The following is a 16,090-nucleotide window of genomic DNA, read 5'->3' as shown; positions in this document are numbered from 1 at the left end:
TTCGTACAGGCCGGCGAGGATCTTGGCGAGGGTGGTCTTGCCGGAGCCGTTCTCGCCGACGAAGGCGACGATCTCGCCGCGTTTGATCTCGACGGACACTCCGCGCAGGGCGGGGGTTTGGGCGCCCGGGTAGCTGAAGGTCACCTCCGAGGCCGTGACGCACGCGAAGCCCTCGGGCGCGGGCAGCGGGCGCGGCGGGGTCAGGCGGCGCTCGGCGTCGGCGCAGAACCGCAGGAAGTCGGTGAAGTAGAGGCCCTGCTCGTAGAGGAGGTTGACGTTGGCCAAGAGGATGGCCAGCGAGCTCTGGCTCGCCTGGATGGCCAGGACGGCGGTGCCGGCGACGGCGAGGGGGAGGGTGCCGAGCACCAGCAGCGCGCCGAGGGCGAGGTAGACCACGGCGCTGCCGAGGCCGCCGAGGGCGCTGCCGGTGAGCCGGGTGAGCGTCTGCCGCCGGACGAGGTCGAGTATCTCCTTCTGCTCGGCCCTGGCCACGGCGTCGTACACGCGCAGCAGGAAGTGCCGCATGGTGAAGGCGCGGACCTCGCCGGCGGGCTCGCGGTCGGCCAGCAGTTCGGCCAGGATCCACTTGCGGCGGCGCGCCGGGCCGAGCCCGAACACGGTGGCGTAGCGCTGGCGCGCGCTGCGGATAGCGGCCCAGGCGTCGGGCAGCACGGCCAGCAGGAGCAGCGGGACCAGCACCGGGTGCAGCACGCCGAGGACACCGGCCGCCGCCGCGAGGCCGGCGAGGGAGGCGAGCACGTCCACGGCCCCGGACACCATCCAGCTCGCGGTGCTCGCGCCGTGGCCCCTGGCGCGGGCGAGGGCCTCGTGGAACTCCGGGTCGTCGAAGGCCACCAGCTCGACCCGGCTGGTCAGGGTGTACAGCCGCTGCTCGGCGGCCCGCTCGATCTGCGGGGTGAGCCGCGCCTCGGTCCAGCCGGCGCCCGCGCCCAGCAGCGTGCGCACCACCGCGGCGGCGCCGACCAGGAGCAGGCTGGGCGCCGCGGCCAGCACCCGGTCGGGGGTCGGCCCCTCGCTGAACAGCGCGGTGAGCACCCCGGTGGTGGCCAGCAGGCCGAAGGCGGTCACGAGGCCGCCCAGCAGGTTGAGCGAGACGGCGGTGACGGTGTCGCGCGGGCTGGCCTCCCAGGCCAGGCGCAGCGCCCGGACGATGAGCGAGGGCAGCCGCCTGGCGATGGTCAGGAAACCGACCTCGGCCATGGTGTCGGAGTGGATCTGGAATTCGGAGGGGGCGATCTCGCCGAGTTCGAGGGGCTCGTCGGGCATGGGGGAAGTGTTCCCGCGCAGGGCGGCGTCGGCGCGCCGCGTCCGCTCCCGGACACGTGACAAAACAGTGCCACCACCGGGCTGGACGACCGGCGGTGGCGCTTCGGCGGCCCGCGCCCCGGCAGATCGTGCCGGGCGCCGGGGTGCGGTCAGTAGAGCGCGGTCAGTCGAGTTTGGCCTCGCGGCCGTGGACGATGAGGGCGTACAGCACCAGCACGTCCACCGCGATGACGGCGAGCGACCACCAGGGGTTCACGGCGATCCAGGTGAGCTGCGTCAGGGCGTTCAGCATCACCAGGACGATGCCGACCACCCTGGCCCAGGTCTGGCCGACGGAGACCGCGATACCTGTGGCCAGCACGAGCACGCCCAGGACGAGGTGGACCCAGCCCCAGGTGGAGACGTCGAAGAGCAGGAGCCGGTTGGGCGTCTGCACGTAGACCCGGTTGGCGAAGACGGCCGTGAGACCGGTGATGATGTTGAAAAGTCCGGACAGGACCATCATCATGCCGCCGAACCAGATCCATCCCACCCAGCCGGTCACCTGTCGTGTGTGGTGGTAGGTCATCGGAAACCCTCCCGTCGAGCTCCTGCGAGCCCGGTTCCAGCCGCTACGAGCCTCGTTCGAGACGCATTCAGGTGCTGCCCCCCGAAAACCCGTCAAACACGATGAAAGAGGCGTTAAGAGCATTTATGGGAATAGCATGAGCGCCCGGATTCCCCGTCTTGGCGAATGCTCAGGGTCGCCGGACCGGCGGGAACAGCACGCTGACGGCGCGGACGACGGCGGCCCGGTGCGCGGCGAGGGCCGCGCCGGCGGTCGAGCGCCCGGCGAGGGCGGAGAGTTCCGACTGGTCGATCCAGGTGTGGGCGATCTGGTTGACCAGGGCCATGATGTCGACAGGTTCCCAGGTGGGGTCGAGGTCGCCGGCCCGCTGGGCGGTGCGGATCGCCTCGATCTTGCAGAGCAGGGCGTCGTGGTACACGCCGGAGACGTCGCCGAGGGAGCCGGCCAGTTCGAGACGTCCCCACGCGATGAACCGGTGCCGGTCGCGGTTGGCGGCGAAGTAGTCGAAGAGCTGGGCCGCGTAGCCGGGCAGGTCGGTGGGGTCGAGGTGGATGGCGTCGGCCGCCGCCGCGAGCTCCGCCGAGGCCACGTGCTGGTAGAGCTCCTCCTTGCTGCGGAAGTAGGCGTAGACGCGCTCCTTGCTGCTGCGCGCGGCCTTGGCGATCCGGTCCACGCGGGCGCCGGCGATGCCGTGCCGGGCGAACTCGGCCTGGGCGGCGGCGACGATCCGGTCGCGGGTGGAGTCGGTGCTGGCCATGGTTTCAGCTTAGTGATCCGGAGGCGTCCGGCTTGATCCGGTGCTCCGGCGGAGTAGGCTGAGGACCAGATCCAATACCAAACGGTTTGGTTTGGCCAAGGAAAGGACTTCGCCGTGCGACAGCGCACTCTGGGCCGCCAGGGCCTGGTCACCTCGGCCATCGGCTACGGCGCGATGGGCATCTCGGCGTTCTACGGGCCCGGTGACGAGGCCGAGGGCGTGGTGGCCATCCAGCGCGCCCACGAGCTGGGCGTCACCCATTTCGACACCGCCGAGCTCTACGGCTGGGGCGCCAACGAGCAACTCGTCGGAAAGGCCGTCGCCCCGTTCCGCGACGAGATCACGATCGCGACCAAGTTCGGGTTCACCCGCGAGTACGGCACCGACTCCCGGCCCGAGCACATCCGCGAGGTGCTCGACAACAGCCTGCGCCACCTCGGCGTGGACCACGTGGACGTGCTCTACCAGCACCGCGTGGACCCCGACGTGCCGATCGAGGACGTCGCCGGCGCCGTCAAGGAGCTCATCGAGGCGGGCAAGGTGAAGTACCTCGGCCTGTCCGAGGCCGGCCCGCAGACCCTGCGCAGGGCCCACGCCGTGCAGCCGGTGTCGGTGCTGCAGACCGAGTACTCGCTGTTCGAGCGGGACGTCGAGGAACTGTTCCCGGTCCTGCGCGAGCTCGGCATCGGGTTCGTCGCCTACTCGCCGCTCGGGCGCGGCTTCCTCACCGGCACCGCCCTGCCCGCCGGCAGCTACGACCCGACCGACATGCGTAACTTCGACCCCCGCTGGCAGCCCGGCAACTTCGAGCAGAACCTGGAGGCCGTCCGGCAGCTCACCGAACTGGCCGCCACCAAGGACGCGACCGTCGCCCAGCTCGCGCTCGCCTGGATCCTCGCCCAGGGCGAGGACATCATGCCGATCCCCGGCACCCGCAGCGCCGCGCGCGTGGCGGAGAACGCCGGGGCCGACGACCTCGTCCTGACCGCCGCCGACCTGGAGGCCATCGCCCAGATCCTGCCCACCGGCGGCTTCGGCGCCCGCTACGCCACCCTGCCCGTCTGGACCTGAGCGCCCGGCCCCGAAGGGCCGGACGAGCTCAGCGCCAGTTGTGCGGCGCGCGTTTGAGGGTGTAGACCGCCTCCGGCAGGTCGTCCCGGACGCGGATCATCCAGCGGGCCAGATCCGTGGTCAGTTCCGCCCGGATCCCGGCCAGCTCGGGGTCGTCGTAGCGGTTGTCCAGCTCGGCCGGGTCGGCGTCCAGGTCGTAGAGCTCGCCGGCGCCGCGCTCGTCCAGCAGCAGCTTCCAGCGCTCGCGCCGGAGCAGCACCGTCGTGCCGGACTGGGTGACGGTGTTGAGCTCGTCGAAGGTGCGGCCCGCGTACGGGAAGTGCAGCGGGGGGCGCTCGTCGAGGTCGTAGGACAGCCCGCCGAACCCCAGCTCGCCGTAGCCGCTGGCGAACTCCTCGGCCGGGTACGGCTCCCCGGTGAGCACGGGCCACAGGCTGCGGCCCTGGACGCCGGCCGGGATCTCGGCCCCGATCGCGTCGCAGACCGTCGGGAACAGGTCGGCGATCGACACGAAGTCGGTCCCGTTGACCATCGGCCGCACGCCCGGCCCGGCCACGGCGAACGGGATCCGCATCAGGCACTCGGGCATGCCCGCGCCCTTGCGCTGCAGGCCGTAGTCGCCGGTGTAGTCGCCGTGGTCGGCGACGAAGAAGACCAGCGTGTCCGCGTCTCTGCCTTGCTCGCTCAGGTGGGTGAAGAAGCGGCGCACCTGGTCGTCGATGAGCCGCAGCATGCCGCAGTAGTTGGCGCGGTAGCGCCGCCACTCGGCGTCGTAGCCGGGCCGTTTCTCCTCGATCAGCCGGCTCAGCCAGGTGTACATGCCGCCCTTGCGCTCGGCCCCCTCGGGGCCGACCAGCCGTTCGGGCACCTCGCCTTCGCCGAAGAGGCTGAAGTACGGCTCCGGCACCTGGTACGGGTTGTGCGGCTCGGGGAAGGACAGCCAGGTGAAGAACGGCCGGTCGGCGGGCGTCCGGTCCACGGCGTCGATCGCGTCGGAGACGATCCGGTGCGGGAACTGGCACTCCGGCGGGAAGGGCGTCGGCTCGTGGCTCACCGAGTGGTCGAGCGCGCCCAGCCACTGCTCGAACCGCTCCTGCTCGGCCGTCGCCGCGCCCTCCGGCCCCCGGTTGTGCCAGTACGGCCCGGCGAAGGTGTCGAAGTCGGCGGGCTCCCGGTGGAAGTGCGGTTTGCCCGCCAGGTGCAGCGCGTAGCCGGCGGCGCGGAGCACGTCCACCAGGTCGTCGCCGCGCAGCACGTGCCGGGCCGCGCTGTTCTGCCGCACCCGGTGCGCGGACGGCCAGCGCCCGGTGAGCAGGCTGATCCGGGCCGGCACGCACAGCGGGGACGTGGTGTACGCCCGCTGGAAGCGCGCGCCGGAGTCCGTCAGCCCGTCGAGGAACGGCATGGTGTCCAGCGGGAAGCCGCTCGCGGCCGTCCAGTCCGCGCGCTGCTGGTCGGTCATGATCAGCACGATGTTCGGTCGGTTCAAGGGGATGGGCCTCCGCTAACGCTTCTTGTACATCGAGGGGGTGTAGTCGGTCCGCGGCTTCCAGTTGGGGAAGGCGTAGTCGTCCAGGCTGACCTGCGCGCCCTTGCTCGTGGCCGCCTTGATGGCCAGGTCCCGCTGCCTGGCGCTGTCGCTGGACAGCTTCGTCAGCGCCGCGCGCACGCCGGTGAGCGCGCCCTGGACGATGTCCCCGAGGGTGGGGGTCACCGGCTTCTCCTCGGCCTGCACGTGCTGGACGTCCTTGTTGCCGGCGACCGGGATGGGGCTGAGGAAGACGCTCTCCTCGAACCAGCCGACCAGTTTCTTGTAGGCGGGGTGCGCGGCGGACTGCTCGACCACGGAGATGTCGCGCGGGGGCTGCGACATGGTGTCGGCGACCTTGCGCGAGAACTCCTGGGTGGTGAAGTGATCGCCCAGCAGCTTGTTGGCCGCCTCGGCCTGCCTGCTCGACGGCGACAGCCAGTAGTCGCCCACCTGGGGCCCGTGGTACGTGGCCACGGCGGTGCCCGCGTCCGGCACCAGCATCGGCCCCACGCCCAGCTTCTCGCCGAACTCGGGCGAGCTCTGCAGCGCCACCCCCGGGCACCAGGGCCCGTCGAAGTAGTACGCCGCCACCCCCGCCGTCCACCGGGCCCGCGCGACGTCGTCGGCCCAGGAGTTCGCCCCCGGCACCAGCACCTTGTCGTCGCGCAGGGAGACCAGGAACTCGATCACGTCGAGGTAGGCGTCGTCGTGGAAGGCGAACTCGCCGCTCTGGAAGCGCACGCCGAGGTCGCCGCCGAAGCCGGCCGCCTGCGCCATGTGGTTGACCTGCTCGGTCAGCCGGGCCGGCATGCCGATGTTCCACACCCAGCCGTAGGTGCCGCCGCCGGCCGAGCGCTGCACGGCGCGGGCCGCGGCCCGGAACTCGTCGTAGGTCTTCGGGGGCGCCTGCGGGTCCAGCCCGGCGCGCGCGACCAGCTCCGTGTTGAACCACGGCACCGCGACGTACACCTTGTGGCTGAAGATGGGGAAGGCGTAGATCTTGCCGTCGAAGACGTGCAGGCCCTCGATGAGGGAGTCCTGCACGCGGGCCCTGGCCTCCGCGCCGAGGTCCAGCGGCTGGGCCCACCCGGCGGCCACGAGCGCCGCCGCCGGCAGCAGGAGCCCGCCGTTGGAGTGGATGTCCGGCAACTGGTCGCTCTGTTTGGCCAGTTGCAGCGCCTGGCCCAGCTTCGCCGGGTTGTAGTAGGTGTACTGGACGGGGACGCCGCCGGGGCTCCCGGCGAACGCGGTGAAGATCTCCTTCTTCGCCCTCTGGAGCTGGTTCTGATGATCCCACCAGGTCAGCGAGTTGCCGCCGCCGCCACTCCCTCCGCCGCACGCGGTGGTCGCCGCCGCCGCGGCGGCCAGGGTGCCCGCCGCGGCGAGGAATCCTCGCCGGGTCATCGCGGTCATCGGTCCTGCCTCTCACCCCGCGGCGGTGAAGGTCGCGTGAAGAAATGTTGCCGCGCGGCAAATTCATTCTTGCCACGCGGCATGCCGCGCGGCAAGACTCTTGTGCAACAAGTGAAGGGTGACCGACTGTGGTGACACAACGCGACGTGGCGCGGCGGGCGGGAGTCTCGCCGCGGACCGTCTCCAATGTCGTCAACAACTTCGCCTACGTGGCGGAGGAGACTCGCGCCCTGGTGCAGCGGGCCATGGACGAGCTCGACTACCGGCCCAACCTCGCGGCGCGCAGCCTGAACCGGGGACGGTCCGACCTGCTGGCCCTCGTGCTGCCGCTCGACGTGCCGTACTTCATCGAACTGGCCGCGCACGTGGTGGACCGGGCCGAGGAGCGCGGCTACACGGTGCTCATCGACCGCACCGAGGGGGTCGCGGAACGCGAGCGGCAGATCCTCATGCGGCGCGACCGGTCGGCCCTGTTCGACGGGTTCATCTTCAGCCCGCTCGGGCTGCCCGCCGAGGAACTGCGCCGCTGGGCCGGCCGGTGCCCGGCCGTGACACTGGGCGAGGTACGCGTGGACGGCGTGGACCACGTCGCCATCGACGACACCGCCGCCGCCCGGGCCGTCACCGCCCACCTGGCCTCGCTCGGCCGCACCCGCATCGCCGCCATCGGGCTGGTGGACCGGCCCCTGGGCAACACCGCGGCGCACCGCTCGGACGGCTACCGGCAGGCGCTGGCCGAGGCGGGGCTGCCCTTCCGGCCCGAGCTCACCGTGCCGGTGCGGCGCTACCAGCGCCAGGACGGCCGCGCCGCGATGGAGGGCCTGCTCGACCTGCCGGACCCGCCCGACGCCGTGTTCTGCTACAACGACCTGCTCGCGCTCGGGGCGATGCGGGCCGTGCTGGCGCGCGGGCTGCGGGTGCCGCAGGACGTCGCCGTGGCCGGGTTCGACGGCATCGAGGAGGGTCGGTACGCCACCCCGCCGCTCACCACGATCGTGCCCGACAAGGCACGCATCGCCGACCTCGCCGTCGCCCGGCTGCTCGATCGCATCGGCGGTGACCTGGGCCCGGCCGTCCAGGTGGCGGCGCCGTGGCGGCTCATGGTGGACGAGAGCACCGCCGGAGCCGGAAGAGGGCCCGGCCCGGGGGCGCGCGCATGACGGTCGCCGTCCGCCCCGCGCGGGTCTCGGCGGCCGGCCCGCGGCGGCCCGGCCGCGCCCCCGGGGCCGCCCGCAGCACCGCCTACGTCTGGTTGTTCCTGGCCCCGACCGTGCTGCTATACGGCGCGTTCACGGTCTACCCGATCGTCAGCAGCTACCTGTACTCGCTCACCGACTGGAACGGGTTCGACGCGAGCCCGTCCTTCATCGGCCTGGCCAACTACCGCGAGGTCCTGGCCGACCCGATGTTCTGGAACTCGTTCCGGCTGACGCTGACGTTCATGGTCCTGGCGGTGCCCGTCCAGGTGCTGGCCACCCTGCTGATCGCGATCGTGCTCAACTCGCCGCGCATGCCGCTGCGCAAGCTGTTCAGGACCGCCCTGTTCCTGCCGGTGGTCACCACCACGGCGATCGTCGGCGTGGTCATGCAGTTCGTCTTCGACCCGGCCAGCGGCCCGGTGAACCTCGCGCTGCGCGAGGCCGGCCTCGCGCCCGATGGCATCGACTTCCTCGGCCAGTCGTCCACCGCCCTGGGCACGACGATCGGCGTGTACGTGTGGAAGTGGTTCGGGATCACCCTCGTCTACTGGCTGGCCGCGCTGCAGACCGTGCCCAACGAGGTGTACGAGGCGGCCCGCCTCGACGGCGCCGGCGCGCCGGCGACCCTGCGGTACATCACCATGCCGCTGCTCAAGCCCTTCCTGGTCATCATCACCCTGCTCTCGATCGAGGCGTCGTTGCAGGTCTTCGACCTCGTCCTGACCATGACCGGGGGCGGCCCGTTCTACTCCACCGAGGTGATCGAGGTGTACATCTACCGGTGGGCCTTCGCCGCGACGATCCCGAGGCTCGGCTACGCCTCGGCGGTGGCCGTCCTGTTCGGCCTGTTCATCTGCCTCGTCGGGATGGTGCAACTGCTCGCGGTGCGCGCCGCCCGCAGGACGAGGGGGGCCGCGTGAGCGCCTTCCCCGTCTCGCGCCGGACCTGGCGGCGCACCCTGCGCCGGCTGCCCTGGTGGCTGGCCGCCGCCGCGCTCGCGGTCGGCTGCCTGATCTGGATCTACCCGTTCCTGTGGATGGTCTCGGCGTCGCTCAAGACGTCGGCCGAGGTGTTCACCAAGGGGCTCGACCTGCTGCCCGAGGCCCCGGTGTGGGAGAACTACGAGCGCGCCTGGGTCGAGGCGCAGTTCGGGAAGTACCTGCTCAACACCGTCATCGTCACCGTGTGCACCGTCGTGGTGGTGGTCGCCAGGTGCGCCATGGCCGGGTACGCCATCGCCCGCCACGACTTCCGCGGGCGCAAGGTCGTCGTGGGCGTCCTGGTCGCCACGCTGTTCGTGCCGGCCGGGTACACGATCATCCCGCTGGTCGACCTCTCCCAGCAGCTCGGCCTGCTGAACTCGCTGACCGGCGTGATCCTGGCGACGTCCGGCGCCGCCAACGTGGCCGCGATCCTGCTCTACATGGGCTTCTTCCGCGGCCTGCCCAAGGAACTGGCCGAGAGCGCGCTCATCGACGGCGCCGGCTTCGCGACCGTCTTCTTCCGCATCATGCTGCCGCTCGCCAAGCCGGTCACGGCCACGGTCACCGTGCTCACGTTCCTGTCCACCTGGAACGCGTTCTTCCTGCCGCTGGTCTTCACCTTCTCCCGGCCCGACCTGCGCACCGTCAGCGTCGGCATGCTCGCCTTCGTCGGCGAGAACGGCACCGACTGGTCCGGCATGGCCGCCGCGGCGACGATCTCGCTGCTGCCGGTGGTCGCGCTGTTCATCGCCCTGCAGCGGCACTTCGTCGAAGGCATCGCCGGCGCCGTCAAGTCCTGACCCGCATCTTCCGTCCAGACCGCAGAAAGTGAGTATCGTGCCCGAGATTCCCCGCCCGGAGTATCCGCGGCCGCAGTTCGTCCGCGCCGCATGGCAGTGCCTGAACGGAACCTGGCAGTTCGAGAGGGACCCGGGGGACTCCGGGCTGGAGCGCGGCCTGCTCGGCCGGGAGCTGACCGGTGAGATCGTCGTGCCGTTCTGCCCGGAGTCGGAGCTGTCCGGCGTCGGCGACCCCGACTTCCACCCGGCCGTCTGGTACCGCCGCACCGTACGGGTGCCGCGGGACTGGGCGGGGCGGCGGGTGCTGCTGCACTTCCAGGCGGTGGACCACGACGCCACGGTGTGGGTGGACGGCGTCGAGGCCGCCCGGCACCGCGGCGGGTTCACCCCGTTCAGCGGCGACCTGGCCGCCGCGGCCGACCCGGAGCACACCTACACCGTCGTCGTACGCGCCCGCGACTCCCGCACCGGCCCACAGGCGCGGGGCAAGCAGAGCACCGACTACGAGGGGCGCGGCGCCCGCTACGGGCGCACCACCGGCATCTGGCAGACCGTGTGGTGCGAGCCGGTGCCCGAGACGCACCTCGGCCGGCCGCGCATCACGCCCAACGTGGCGGCCTCGGCGTTGCGGGTCACCGTGCCGGTCTCGGCCAACCGGGCCGGGCACCACATCCGGGTGACGGTGTCCGACCAGGCCGGTGTGGTCGTCCGGGGAAGCGCCCGCGCCGACCTCGACCTCGCCCCCGAGGTGTCGCTGACCCTGCCCGGCGACCGGGTCCGGCTGTGGAGCCCCGAGGACCCGCACCTGTACGACCTGCGCATCGACCTGCTCGACGGCGACGGCGAGGTGGCCGACACCGCCGCCAGCTACGCCGGGCTCCGCTCGGTCGCCATCGACGGCCAGGCCGTCCTGCTCAACGGCGAGCGGCGCTTCCAGCGGCTCGTGCTCGACCAGGGCTACTACCCCGACGGCCTGATGACCGCGCCCACCGACGAGGCCCTGCGCCGCGACGTCGAACTGGCCGTGCGGGCCGGCTTCAACGGCGCCCGCCTGCACCAGAAGGTGTTCGAGGAGCGCTACCTGTACCACGCCGACCGGGCGGGCTTCCTCGTCTGGGGCGAGTTCGGCGACTGGGGGGCCAACGTTGGCGGCCCGCCCGGCGACAACCAGCGGCCGACCGCGTCGTTCGTGACCCAGTGGCTGGAGGCGGTCGAGCGCGACCACTCCCACCCCAGCATCGTCGGCTGGTGCCCGCTGAACGAGACCTGGCAGCGGCTGCACGACGAGATCACCGTGCTCGACGACGTCACCTGGGGCATGTACCTGGCCACCAAGGCGGCCGACCCCACCCGCCCGGTGATCGACGCCTCCGGCTACGCGCACCGCGTGCCCGGCGCGGACGTCTACGACTCGCACTGCTACGAGCAGGACCCGAAGGTGTTCGGCGAGCTGATGGCGGGCCTGGCGGAGGGGACGCCGTACGTCAACGCCGACTCCGACGGCCGGGCCTGGTCGGTGCCGTACCGGGGGCAGCCGTACTTCTGCAGCGAGTTCGGCGGCATCTGGTGGAACCCGGACGAGCGCCAGGGGGAGGGCTCCTGGGGCTACGGCACGCGGCCCGCCGACGAGGAGGAGCTCCAGGAGCGCTTCGCCGGGCTGGTCGCGGTCCTGCTGGACGACCCCCGCATGTTCGGCTACTGCTACACCCAGCTCACCGACGTCTTCCAGGAGCAGAACGGCGTCTACCGCTTCGACCGCACGGACAAGCTGGACGTCTCGCGGATCCGCGCGGCGCAACTCCGCCCGGCCGCCATCGAGGAGCCCGGCGAGTGACGACCGGCCCGCGGTGCTACCCCTGGCACGACAGCGGGGACGAACTGACGGCGACGTCGTCGTACCAGAGGGTGTCCTGGTCGCCGCCGTAGCTCTCCCAGCCGAGCCGGAGCGTGGCCGGGCGCGGGGCGGTGGCGCGGCGCAGCCACTGGGAGTCCACGTCCTGGGTGGGGACGCCGTCCACCCGCAGCCCGGCCACCTCCGTGTCGTCGAGGTAGGTGCGCATCGACTGCCGGGTGGTGTCGATCTCGTAGCGCAGGCAGACCCAGCGGCCGACCGGGAGCGGGGTGCTCAGGGCGACGCCCGCCGGGCTCTGCTCGGGGAGGGTGGCGTCGTCGGACTCGCGGTTCCACTGCAGGGCGCCGTTCTGGCCGCCGACGCGCAGGTCACGGTTGCCGTCGGCGGCGTCGGCCATGGTGATCACACTGACGTGCCCGGCGGGCAGGGCGGTCGTGTGCCGCACCCACACGCGGGCGTGGACGACCGGGCCGAGCTGGGAGACGTCGCGGGTGGTGGCGGCGAACACGTGGTTGCAGTAGCCGCCGCCCCCGTCGATCCGCAGGGACCTGGCGCCGCTGTGGGCGACGGCGGTGTCGATGACGGCGGCGCCGGTGCCGGAGCAGTTGGGGGTGACGACCTGCCAGTCACCGGCCGGGACGCCCGACTGGTCCTCGAAGCCGGAACAGATCGGCGCGTCCGCGCAACCCGGCGGAACCGTCGGCGTCACGGTCGGGGTCACCGTGGGGGTCACGGTCGGGGTCACCGTGGGAGTAGGTGTGGCGGCGCCGTCGCAGGGGACGTCACCGAGGGTGAAGCCGGCGGGCGCGGGGTTGGCCGACGACCAGGTGCCCTGGAGGCCGAACTCGGCGCTGCCGCCGGTGGGCAGGGCGGCGTTCCAGGCCAGGGCGGTCGCCGTCACGGTGGCGGCGCTCTGCTCCACCTGGGCGTTCCAGGCGCTCGTCACGCGCTGACCCCCGCTGTACGTCCAGCGCAGCCGCCATCCGTTCAGCGCCGGGCCCCGGTTGGTCACCTTCACCTGGGCGGTGAAGCCGCCCTGCCACTGGTTGACCGTGTAGTCCACCCGGCAGCCGGTCTCCGCCGTGGCGGGGACGCTCACGACGAGACCGGCGAGCGCCAGGACGGCGGCGCAGACGGCGGCGGTCCACAGCCGCACGGGGTGACGGGTCATGACATCGCTCGCCTTCGGGGTCGTCGGCCTGGCGCTCCCGGAACCATTGGGAGCGCTCCCAATGCGGTTCCGAGCACGATGGTCCGCAGCCGCGGCCCGCGCTGTCAACGCCGCCCGCCGCCGCACCCGTCCCCACCAGCGCGACCGGCCCGCCCGCCGGTGAACCTTTCACCCGGACCCGGCACGCCAGCTTCGCCTTTTCGTGATGGTTGTCCATCGATTTCCGCATGACGAGCGCGTACGCGATCACCGTGCGTACCCGAGCCGCCTACGCTCCTCCTGTGGCGCGCGTGGTGGAAGTGATCAAGCGCCTGGCCCTCGGCCGGGCGCTGCGCAGCGAGCGCCAGCACCAGCAGTTGCTGCCCAAACGGCTGGCGCTGCCCATCTTCGCCTCCGACCCGCTGTCGTCCGTGGCCTACGCCACGCAGGAGATCCTCCTGGTGCTCACCCTCGCCGGGATGGTCTACGTGCAGCTGGCCTCGTGGATCACCGCGGCGGTCGCGGCGCTGCTGGCCATCGTGGTCATCTCCTACCGGCAGGTGGTGCACGCCTACCCGGGCGGCGGCGGCTCGTACGCGGTGGTCTCGGCCAACCTCGGCCCGTCGGCGGGCCTGGTCGTGGCCGCGGCGCTGCTCGTCGACTACGTGATGACCGTGGCGGTCTCGATCGCGTCGGGCGTGGACAACATCATCTCCGCCGTGCCCGGCCTGCACGAGCACCGCGTCGTGCTGGCCGTCGGGTTCGTGGCGCTGCTGGCCACGCTGAACCTGCGCGGGGTGCGGGAGTCGGGCCGCATCTTCGCCGTGCCCACGTACCTGTTCATCGGCTCCGTGCTCGTCATGTGCGCGATCGGCCTGGCCCGCTGGGTCGCGGGCGAGGCGCCGGTGGCCGAGACGGCGGCCGGCGGGATCCGCCCCGAGCCGGGGTACGCCGACCTCGGCGGCCTGGCCCTGCTCGTCCTGTTGCTGCGGGCGTTCTCCAGCGGCTGCACCGCCCTGACCGGGGTCGAGGCGATCTCCAACGGGGTGCCGGCCTTCCGCCGTCCCAAGGCCCGCAACGCGGCGGCCACGCTGGCGATCATGGGGCTGATCGCGGTGACGATGTTCGCCGGGGTGACCGCGCTCGCGCTGATCACGGGCGTGCACATCGCCGCCGACCCCTGCCGGCTCACCGGCCAGGCCCAGGACTGCGCGACCCGGCCGCAGCGCACCGTGATCGCCCAGGTCGCCGCCGCGGTCTTCGGCGGGGACGGCAGCGCCGGGTTCTACCTCGTCCAGGCCGCGACCGCGCTGGTGCTGGTGCTGGCGGCGAACACCGCCTTCAACGGCCTGCCGCTGCTGGCCTCGACCCTGGCCCAGCACCGTTACCTGCCGCAGCAGTTGCACACGCGCGGCGACCGGCTGGCCTTCTCCAACGGCATCCTCGCCCTCGCCGTGGTGGCGGGGCTGATCCTGTGGGCGTTCCAGGCGTCCGTCACCCACCTGATCCACCTGTACATCCTAGGCGTCTTCACCTCCTTCACGCTGTCGCAGGCCGGCATGGTGCGGCACTGGAACACCATGCTGCGCGGCGAGAGCGATCCCGCGCTGCGCCGCCGGCACCGCAACACCCGCGCCATCAACGCCGTCGGCGGGACGGTCACCGCCCTGGTGCTGGTCGTCGTGCTGGCCACCAAGTTCACCGGGGGCGCCTACCTCGCCGTGGCGGCGGGAGCGCTGCTGTGGGTGACGATGCGCGGCATCCGCCGCCACTACGACGCCGTCACCGAGGAACTGGCCGTGCGCGACCCCGCCGACCTGGCCGCGGCTCCCTCGCACATCCTCACCCTGGTCATGGTGCCCCGCATCGACGCCCCCACGCTGCACGCGGTCGGCTACGCCCGCGCCTTCCGCTCCGACCGCCTGGAGGCCGTCACGGTGGCCATCGACCGGGAGGAGACCAAGGCGCTGGTGGCGCAGTGGGACGCGCTCGGCATCGACGTGGCGCTGAAGGTGCTGGACTCCCCCTACCGGGAGGTGACCCGTCCCCTCACCTCCTACGTCCGCTCCCTGCCCCGGCGCAGCCCCCGGGACGTCGTCAACGTCGTGTTCGCCGAGTACGTCGTCGGACGCTGGTGGGAGAACCCGCTGCACAACCAGACCGCACGGTGGCTGAGGAGTCAGCTCGCGCTCATCCCCGGGGTCGCGGTCATCGGCGTCCCGTGGCAGATGTCGTCCTCCCGCCGCCTGGCCGCTCGTCCCGGCGGGCGCGCGCCGGGGGCGGTGCGGCGCGGCGAACCCGACCCGCGGCACGCCTCACGCGTGTGAGGAGGCCGGGGGCCGGGCCCGTGCGCGGTGGTCGTCAGGGCGTCACGGGGGTGCCGCCGAAGGTCACGACGAGGCGGCCGTCCGAGGCGAACGACCAGTTCAGGGCGCCGGAGTAGGACGAGCAGCGGGAGCCGTTCGAGCCGCTCCAGAACTGGTTGGAGCTGTCGGAGTCCCCGACGATCCGGTCGTTGGTGCCGCTGCCGCTGCGGCACGAGGTGTTGTTGCGGAACACCGACGTGCCCCCGTCGAAGGAGAAGTTGCGCTCGGTGTTGTCGACGCCGACGTTGTTCGAGATCGTCATGGTGCCGAGGTTGCGGTTGTAGGTGAAGCCGTGCTTGCCGTTGCGGTAGGCGATGTTGCGGCGGATGACGTGGTTGACGCCGATGTCCTCGCCGCCGAGCTTGAAGCCGTTGCGGTCGCCGTTGCCGGCCTGGCTGCCGTCGCTGAGGGTGCCGTTGTTGTAGGCCAGCGAGTCCTCGACGGTCACCGGGCCGATGGCGCCGGTGTCGGTCTTGGTGTAGAGGTCCCAGCCGTCGTCGATGTTGTTGCGCGACACCGCGTAACGGAAGACGTTGCCGGAGCCGACCGTCAGCTTGGCGGCGAAGCCGTCGGCGTCCTCACCGTCGGAGTCGGCGTTGTCGTGCGACAGCGCGCTGAGGACGAGGTTATTGGCCGGCCACCGGTCCTTCGGGGTGTCGGAGGCGATCCGGGAGAGCTGCAGGCCGGTGTCGCGGTTGAAGCGCGTCACGGTGCGCTCGAAGACGTTGTTGCTGCCGCCGACGAAGATGCCGTTGTCGCCGGCCCGCTCGACGACGACGCCGTAGACCCGCCAGTAGTCGCCGTTCACGGCGAGGCCGCGGTTGGCCGGGTCCTCGCTCTGGGCCGAGAAGTTCAGCACCGGGGTCTCACCCGGGTAGGCCGACAGCGTCTTGCGGGCGGCGGAGGTGCCGTTGTTGCCGGGCGCGATGGTGACCGTCTGCGCGTAGTCGTACCGGCCGCCGCGCAGGTAGATCGTCCCGCCGGCGGCGATGCGGGTGATCGCCGAGGTGAGCGTGGTCGGGTCCGCCTGGGTTCCGGAGGCGCCGTCGGTGCCGCCCGGCGCGACGTACAGCGTGCCGCTCGTCGGGGGAGGGGTCACGGTCGGGGTGACGG

At 72.0% G+C, this 16,090-nt stretch carries 13 protein-coding genes; 6 read left to right on the top strand and 7 right to left on the bottom strand.

Features of this window, described 5'->3' with window-relative positions:
* From FAF44_RS44530 to FAF44_RS44520, 3 genes are all read right to left on the bottom strand, one after another.
* The coding region (locus FAF44_RS44530) for an ATP-binding cassette domain-containing protein (RefSeq protein WP_237109495.1) at nt 1-1,287 on the bottom strand (1,287 nt) is incomplete at its 3' end.
* Nucleotides 1,288-1,450: 163 nt separating this feature from the next.
* Nucleotides 1,451-1,855, bottom strand: coding sequence for a hypothetical protein (locus FAF44_RS44525; protein ID WP_237109494.1), 405 nt, complete (start codon nt 1,853-1,855; stop codon nt 1,451-1,453).
* Between the two features lie 169 nt (nt 1,856-2,024).
* Nucleotides 2,025-2,612, bottom strand: a complete 588-nt coding sequence (locus tag FAF44_RS44520) for a TetR family transcriptional regulator (protein ID WP_237109493.1) — start codon at nt 2,610-2,612, stop codon at nt 2,025-2,027.
* A gap of 114 nt (nt 2,613-2,726) precedes the next feature.
* Here FAF44_RS44520 and FAF44_RS44515 point away from each other — a divergent pair, with 114 nt between their 5' ends.
* Nucleotides 2,727-3,683: an aldo/keto reductase gene (locus FAF44_RS44515; protein ID WP_237109492.1), complete on the top strand. Its 957-nt coding sequence runs from the start codon at nt 2,727-2,729 to the stop codon at nt 3,681-3,683.
* A gap of 28 nt (nt 3,684-3,711) precedes the next feature.
* Here FAF44_RS44515 and FAF44_RS44510 read toward each other — a convergent pair whose 3' ends face one another.
* Both FAF44_RS44510 and FAF44_RS44505 read right to left on the bottom strand, forming a co-directional pair.
* Nucleotides 3,712-5,154: a sulfatase-like hydrolase/transferase gene (locus tag FAF44_RS44510; protein ID WP_308193494.1), complete on the bottom strand. Its 1,443-nt coding sequence runs from the start codon at nt 5,152-5,154 to the stop codon at nt 3,712-3,714.
* A gap of 33 nt (nt 5,155-5,187) precedes the next feature.
* Entirely contained in the window at nt 5,188-6,627 is a 1,440-nt protein-coding gene (locus tag FAF44_RS44505; RefSeq protein WP_237109490.1) for an ABC transporter substrate-binding protein, read from the bottom strand.
* 128 nt (nt 6,628-6,755) lie between these two features.
* Here FAF44_RS44505 and FAF44_RS44500 point away from each other — a divergent pair, with 128 nt between their 5' ends.
* From FAF44_RS44500 to FAF44_RS44485, 4 genes are read left to right on the top strand one after another with little or no spacing between them, the layout of a single operon-like run.
* Nucleotides 6,756-7,787 (top strand): LacI family DNA-binding transcriptional regulator, encoded by a 1,032-nt coding sequence (locus FAF44_RS44500; RefSeq protein WP_237109489.1) that lies wholly within the window; start codon nt 6,756-6,758, stop codon nt 7,785-7,787.
* A complete protein-coding gene (locus tag FAF44_RS44495) occupies nt 7,784-8,746 on the top strand; it encodes a carbohydrate ABC transporter permease (protein ID WP_237109488.1) in 963 nt (320 codons plus the stop codon). The genes FAF44_RS44500 and FAF44_RS44495 overlap by 4 nt, the downstream gene beginning before the upstream one ends.
* Nucleotides 8,743-9,609, top strand: a complete 867-nt coding sequence (locus FAF44_RS44490) for a carbohydrate ABC transporter permease (RefSeq protein ID WP_237109487.1) — start codon at nt 8,743-8,745, stop codon at nt 9,607-9,609. Before FAF44_RS44495 ends, FAF44_RS44490 begins: the two co-directional genes overlap by 4 nt.
* A gap of 37 nt (nt 9,610-9,646) precedes the next feature.
* The gene (locus FAF44_RS44485) at nt 9,647-11,443 is read left to right on the top strand and encodes a glycoside hydrolase family 2 protein (RefSeq protein ID WP_237109486.1); all 1,797 of its coding nucleotides are present in this window, start codon (nt 9,647-9,649) and stop codon (nt 11,441-11,443) included.
* A 16-nt stretch (nt 11,444-11,459) separates the two neighbouring features.
* On the opposite strand, the gene FAF44_RS44480 is transcribed toward FAF44_RS44485, so the two are convergent.
* On the bottom strand, nt 11,460-12,632 hold the full coding sequence (locus tag FAF44_RS44480; RefSeq protein WP_237109485.1) for a cellulose-binding domain-containing protein: 1,173 nt from the start codon (nt 12,630-12,632) through the stop codon (nt 11,460-11,462).
* Between the two features lie 227 nt (nt 12,633-12,859).
* Here FAF44_RS44480 and FAF44_RS44475 point away from each other — a divergent pair, with 227 nt between their 5' ends.
* A complete protein-coding gene (locus tag FAF44_RS44475) occupies nt 12,860-14,938 on the top strand; it encodes an APC family permease (protein ID WP_237109484.1) in 2,079 nt (692 codons plus the stop codon).
* A 34-nt stretch (nt 14,939-14,972) separates the two neighbouring features.
* Here FAF44_RS44475 and FAF44_RS44470 read toward each other — a convergent pair.
* On the bottom strand, nt 14,973-16,090 hold a 1,118-nt coding region (locus FAF44_RS44470; RefSeq protein ID WP_237109483.1), incomplete at its 5' end, for a right-handed parallel beta-helix repeat-containing protein.

Source organism: Nonomuraea sp. MG754425 (assembly GCF_021699195.1).
In the GTDB taxonomy this organism is placed as follows: domain Bacteria; phylum Actinomycetota; class Actinomycetes; order Streptosporangiales; family Streptosporangiaceae; genus Nonomuraea.
This window is presented reverse-complemented; position numbering and strand designations above follow the sequence as displayed.

What these genes read in the sequence shown, in the direction of transcription:
- FAF44_RS44525 (WP_237109494.1), bottom strand. Translation starts at nt 1,855, where the DNA reads ATGACCTACCACCACACACGACAGGTGACCGGCTGGGTGGGATGGATC.
- FAF44_RS44520 (WP_237109493.1), bottom strand. Translation starts at nt 2,612, where the DNA reads ATGGCCAGCACCGACTCCACCCGCGACCGGATCGTCGCCGCCGCCCAG.
- FAF44_RS44480 (WP_237109485.1), bottom strand. Translation starts at nt 12,632, where the DNA reads ATGACCCGTCACCCCGTGCGGCTGTGGACCGCCGCCGTCTGCGCCGCC.
- FAF44_RS44495 (WP_237109488.1), top strand. Translation starts at nt 7,784, where the DNA reads ATGACGGTCGCCGTCCGCCCCGCGCGGGTCTCGGCGGCCGGCCCGCGG.
- FAF44_RS44505 (WP_237109490.1), bottom strand. Translation starts at nt 6,627, where the DNA reads ATGACCGCGATGACCCGGCGAGGATTCCTCGCCGCGGCGGGCACCCTG.
- FAF44_RS44475 (WP_237109484.1), top strand. Translation starts at nt 12,860, where the DNA reads ATGACGAGCGCGTACGCGATCACCGTGCGTACCCGAGCCGCCTACGCT.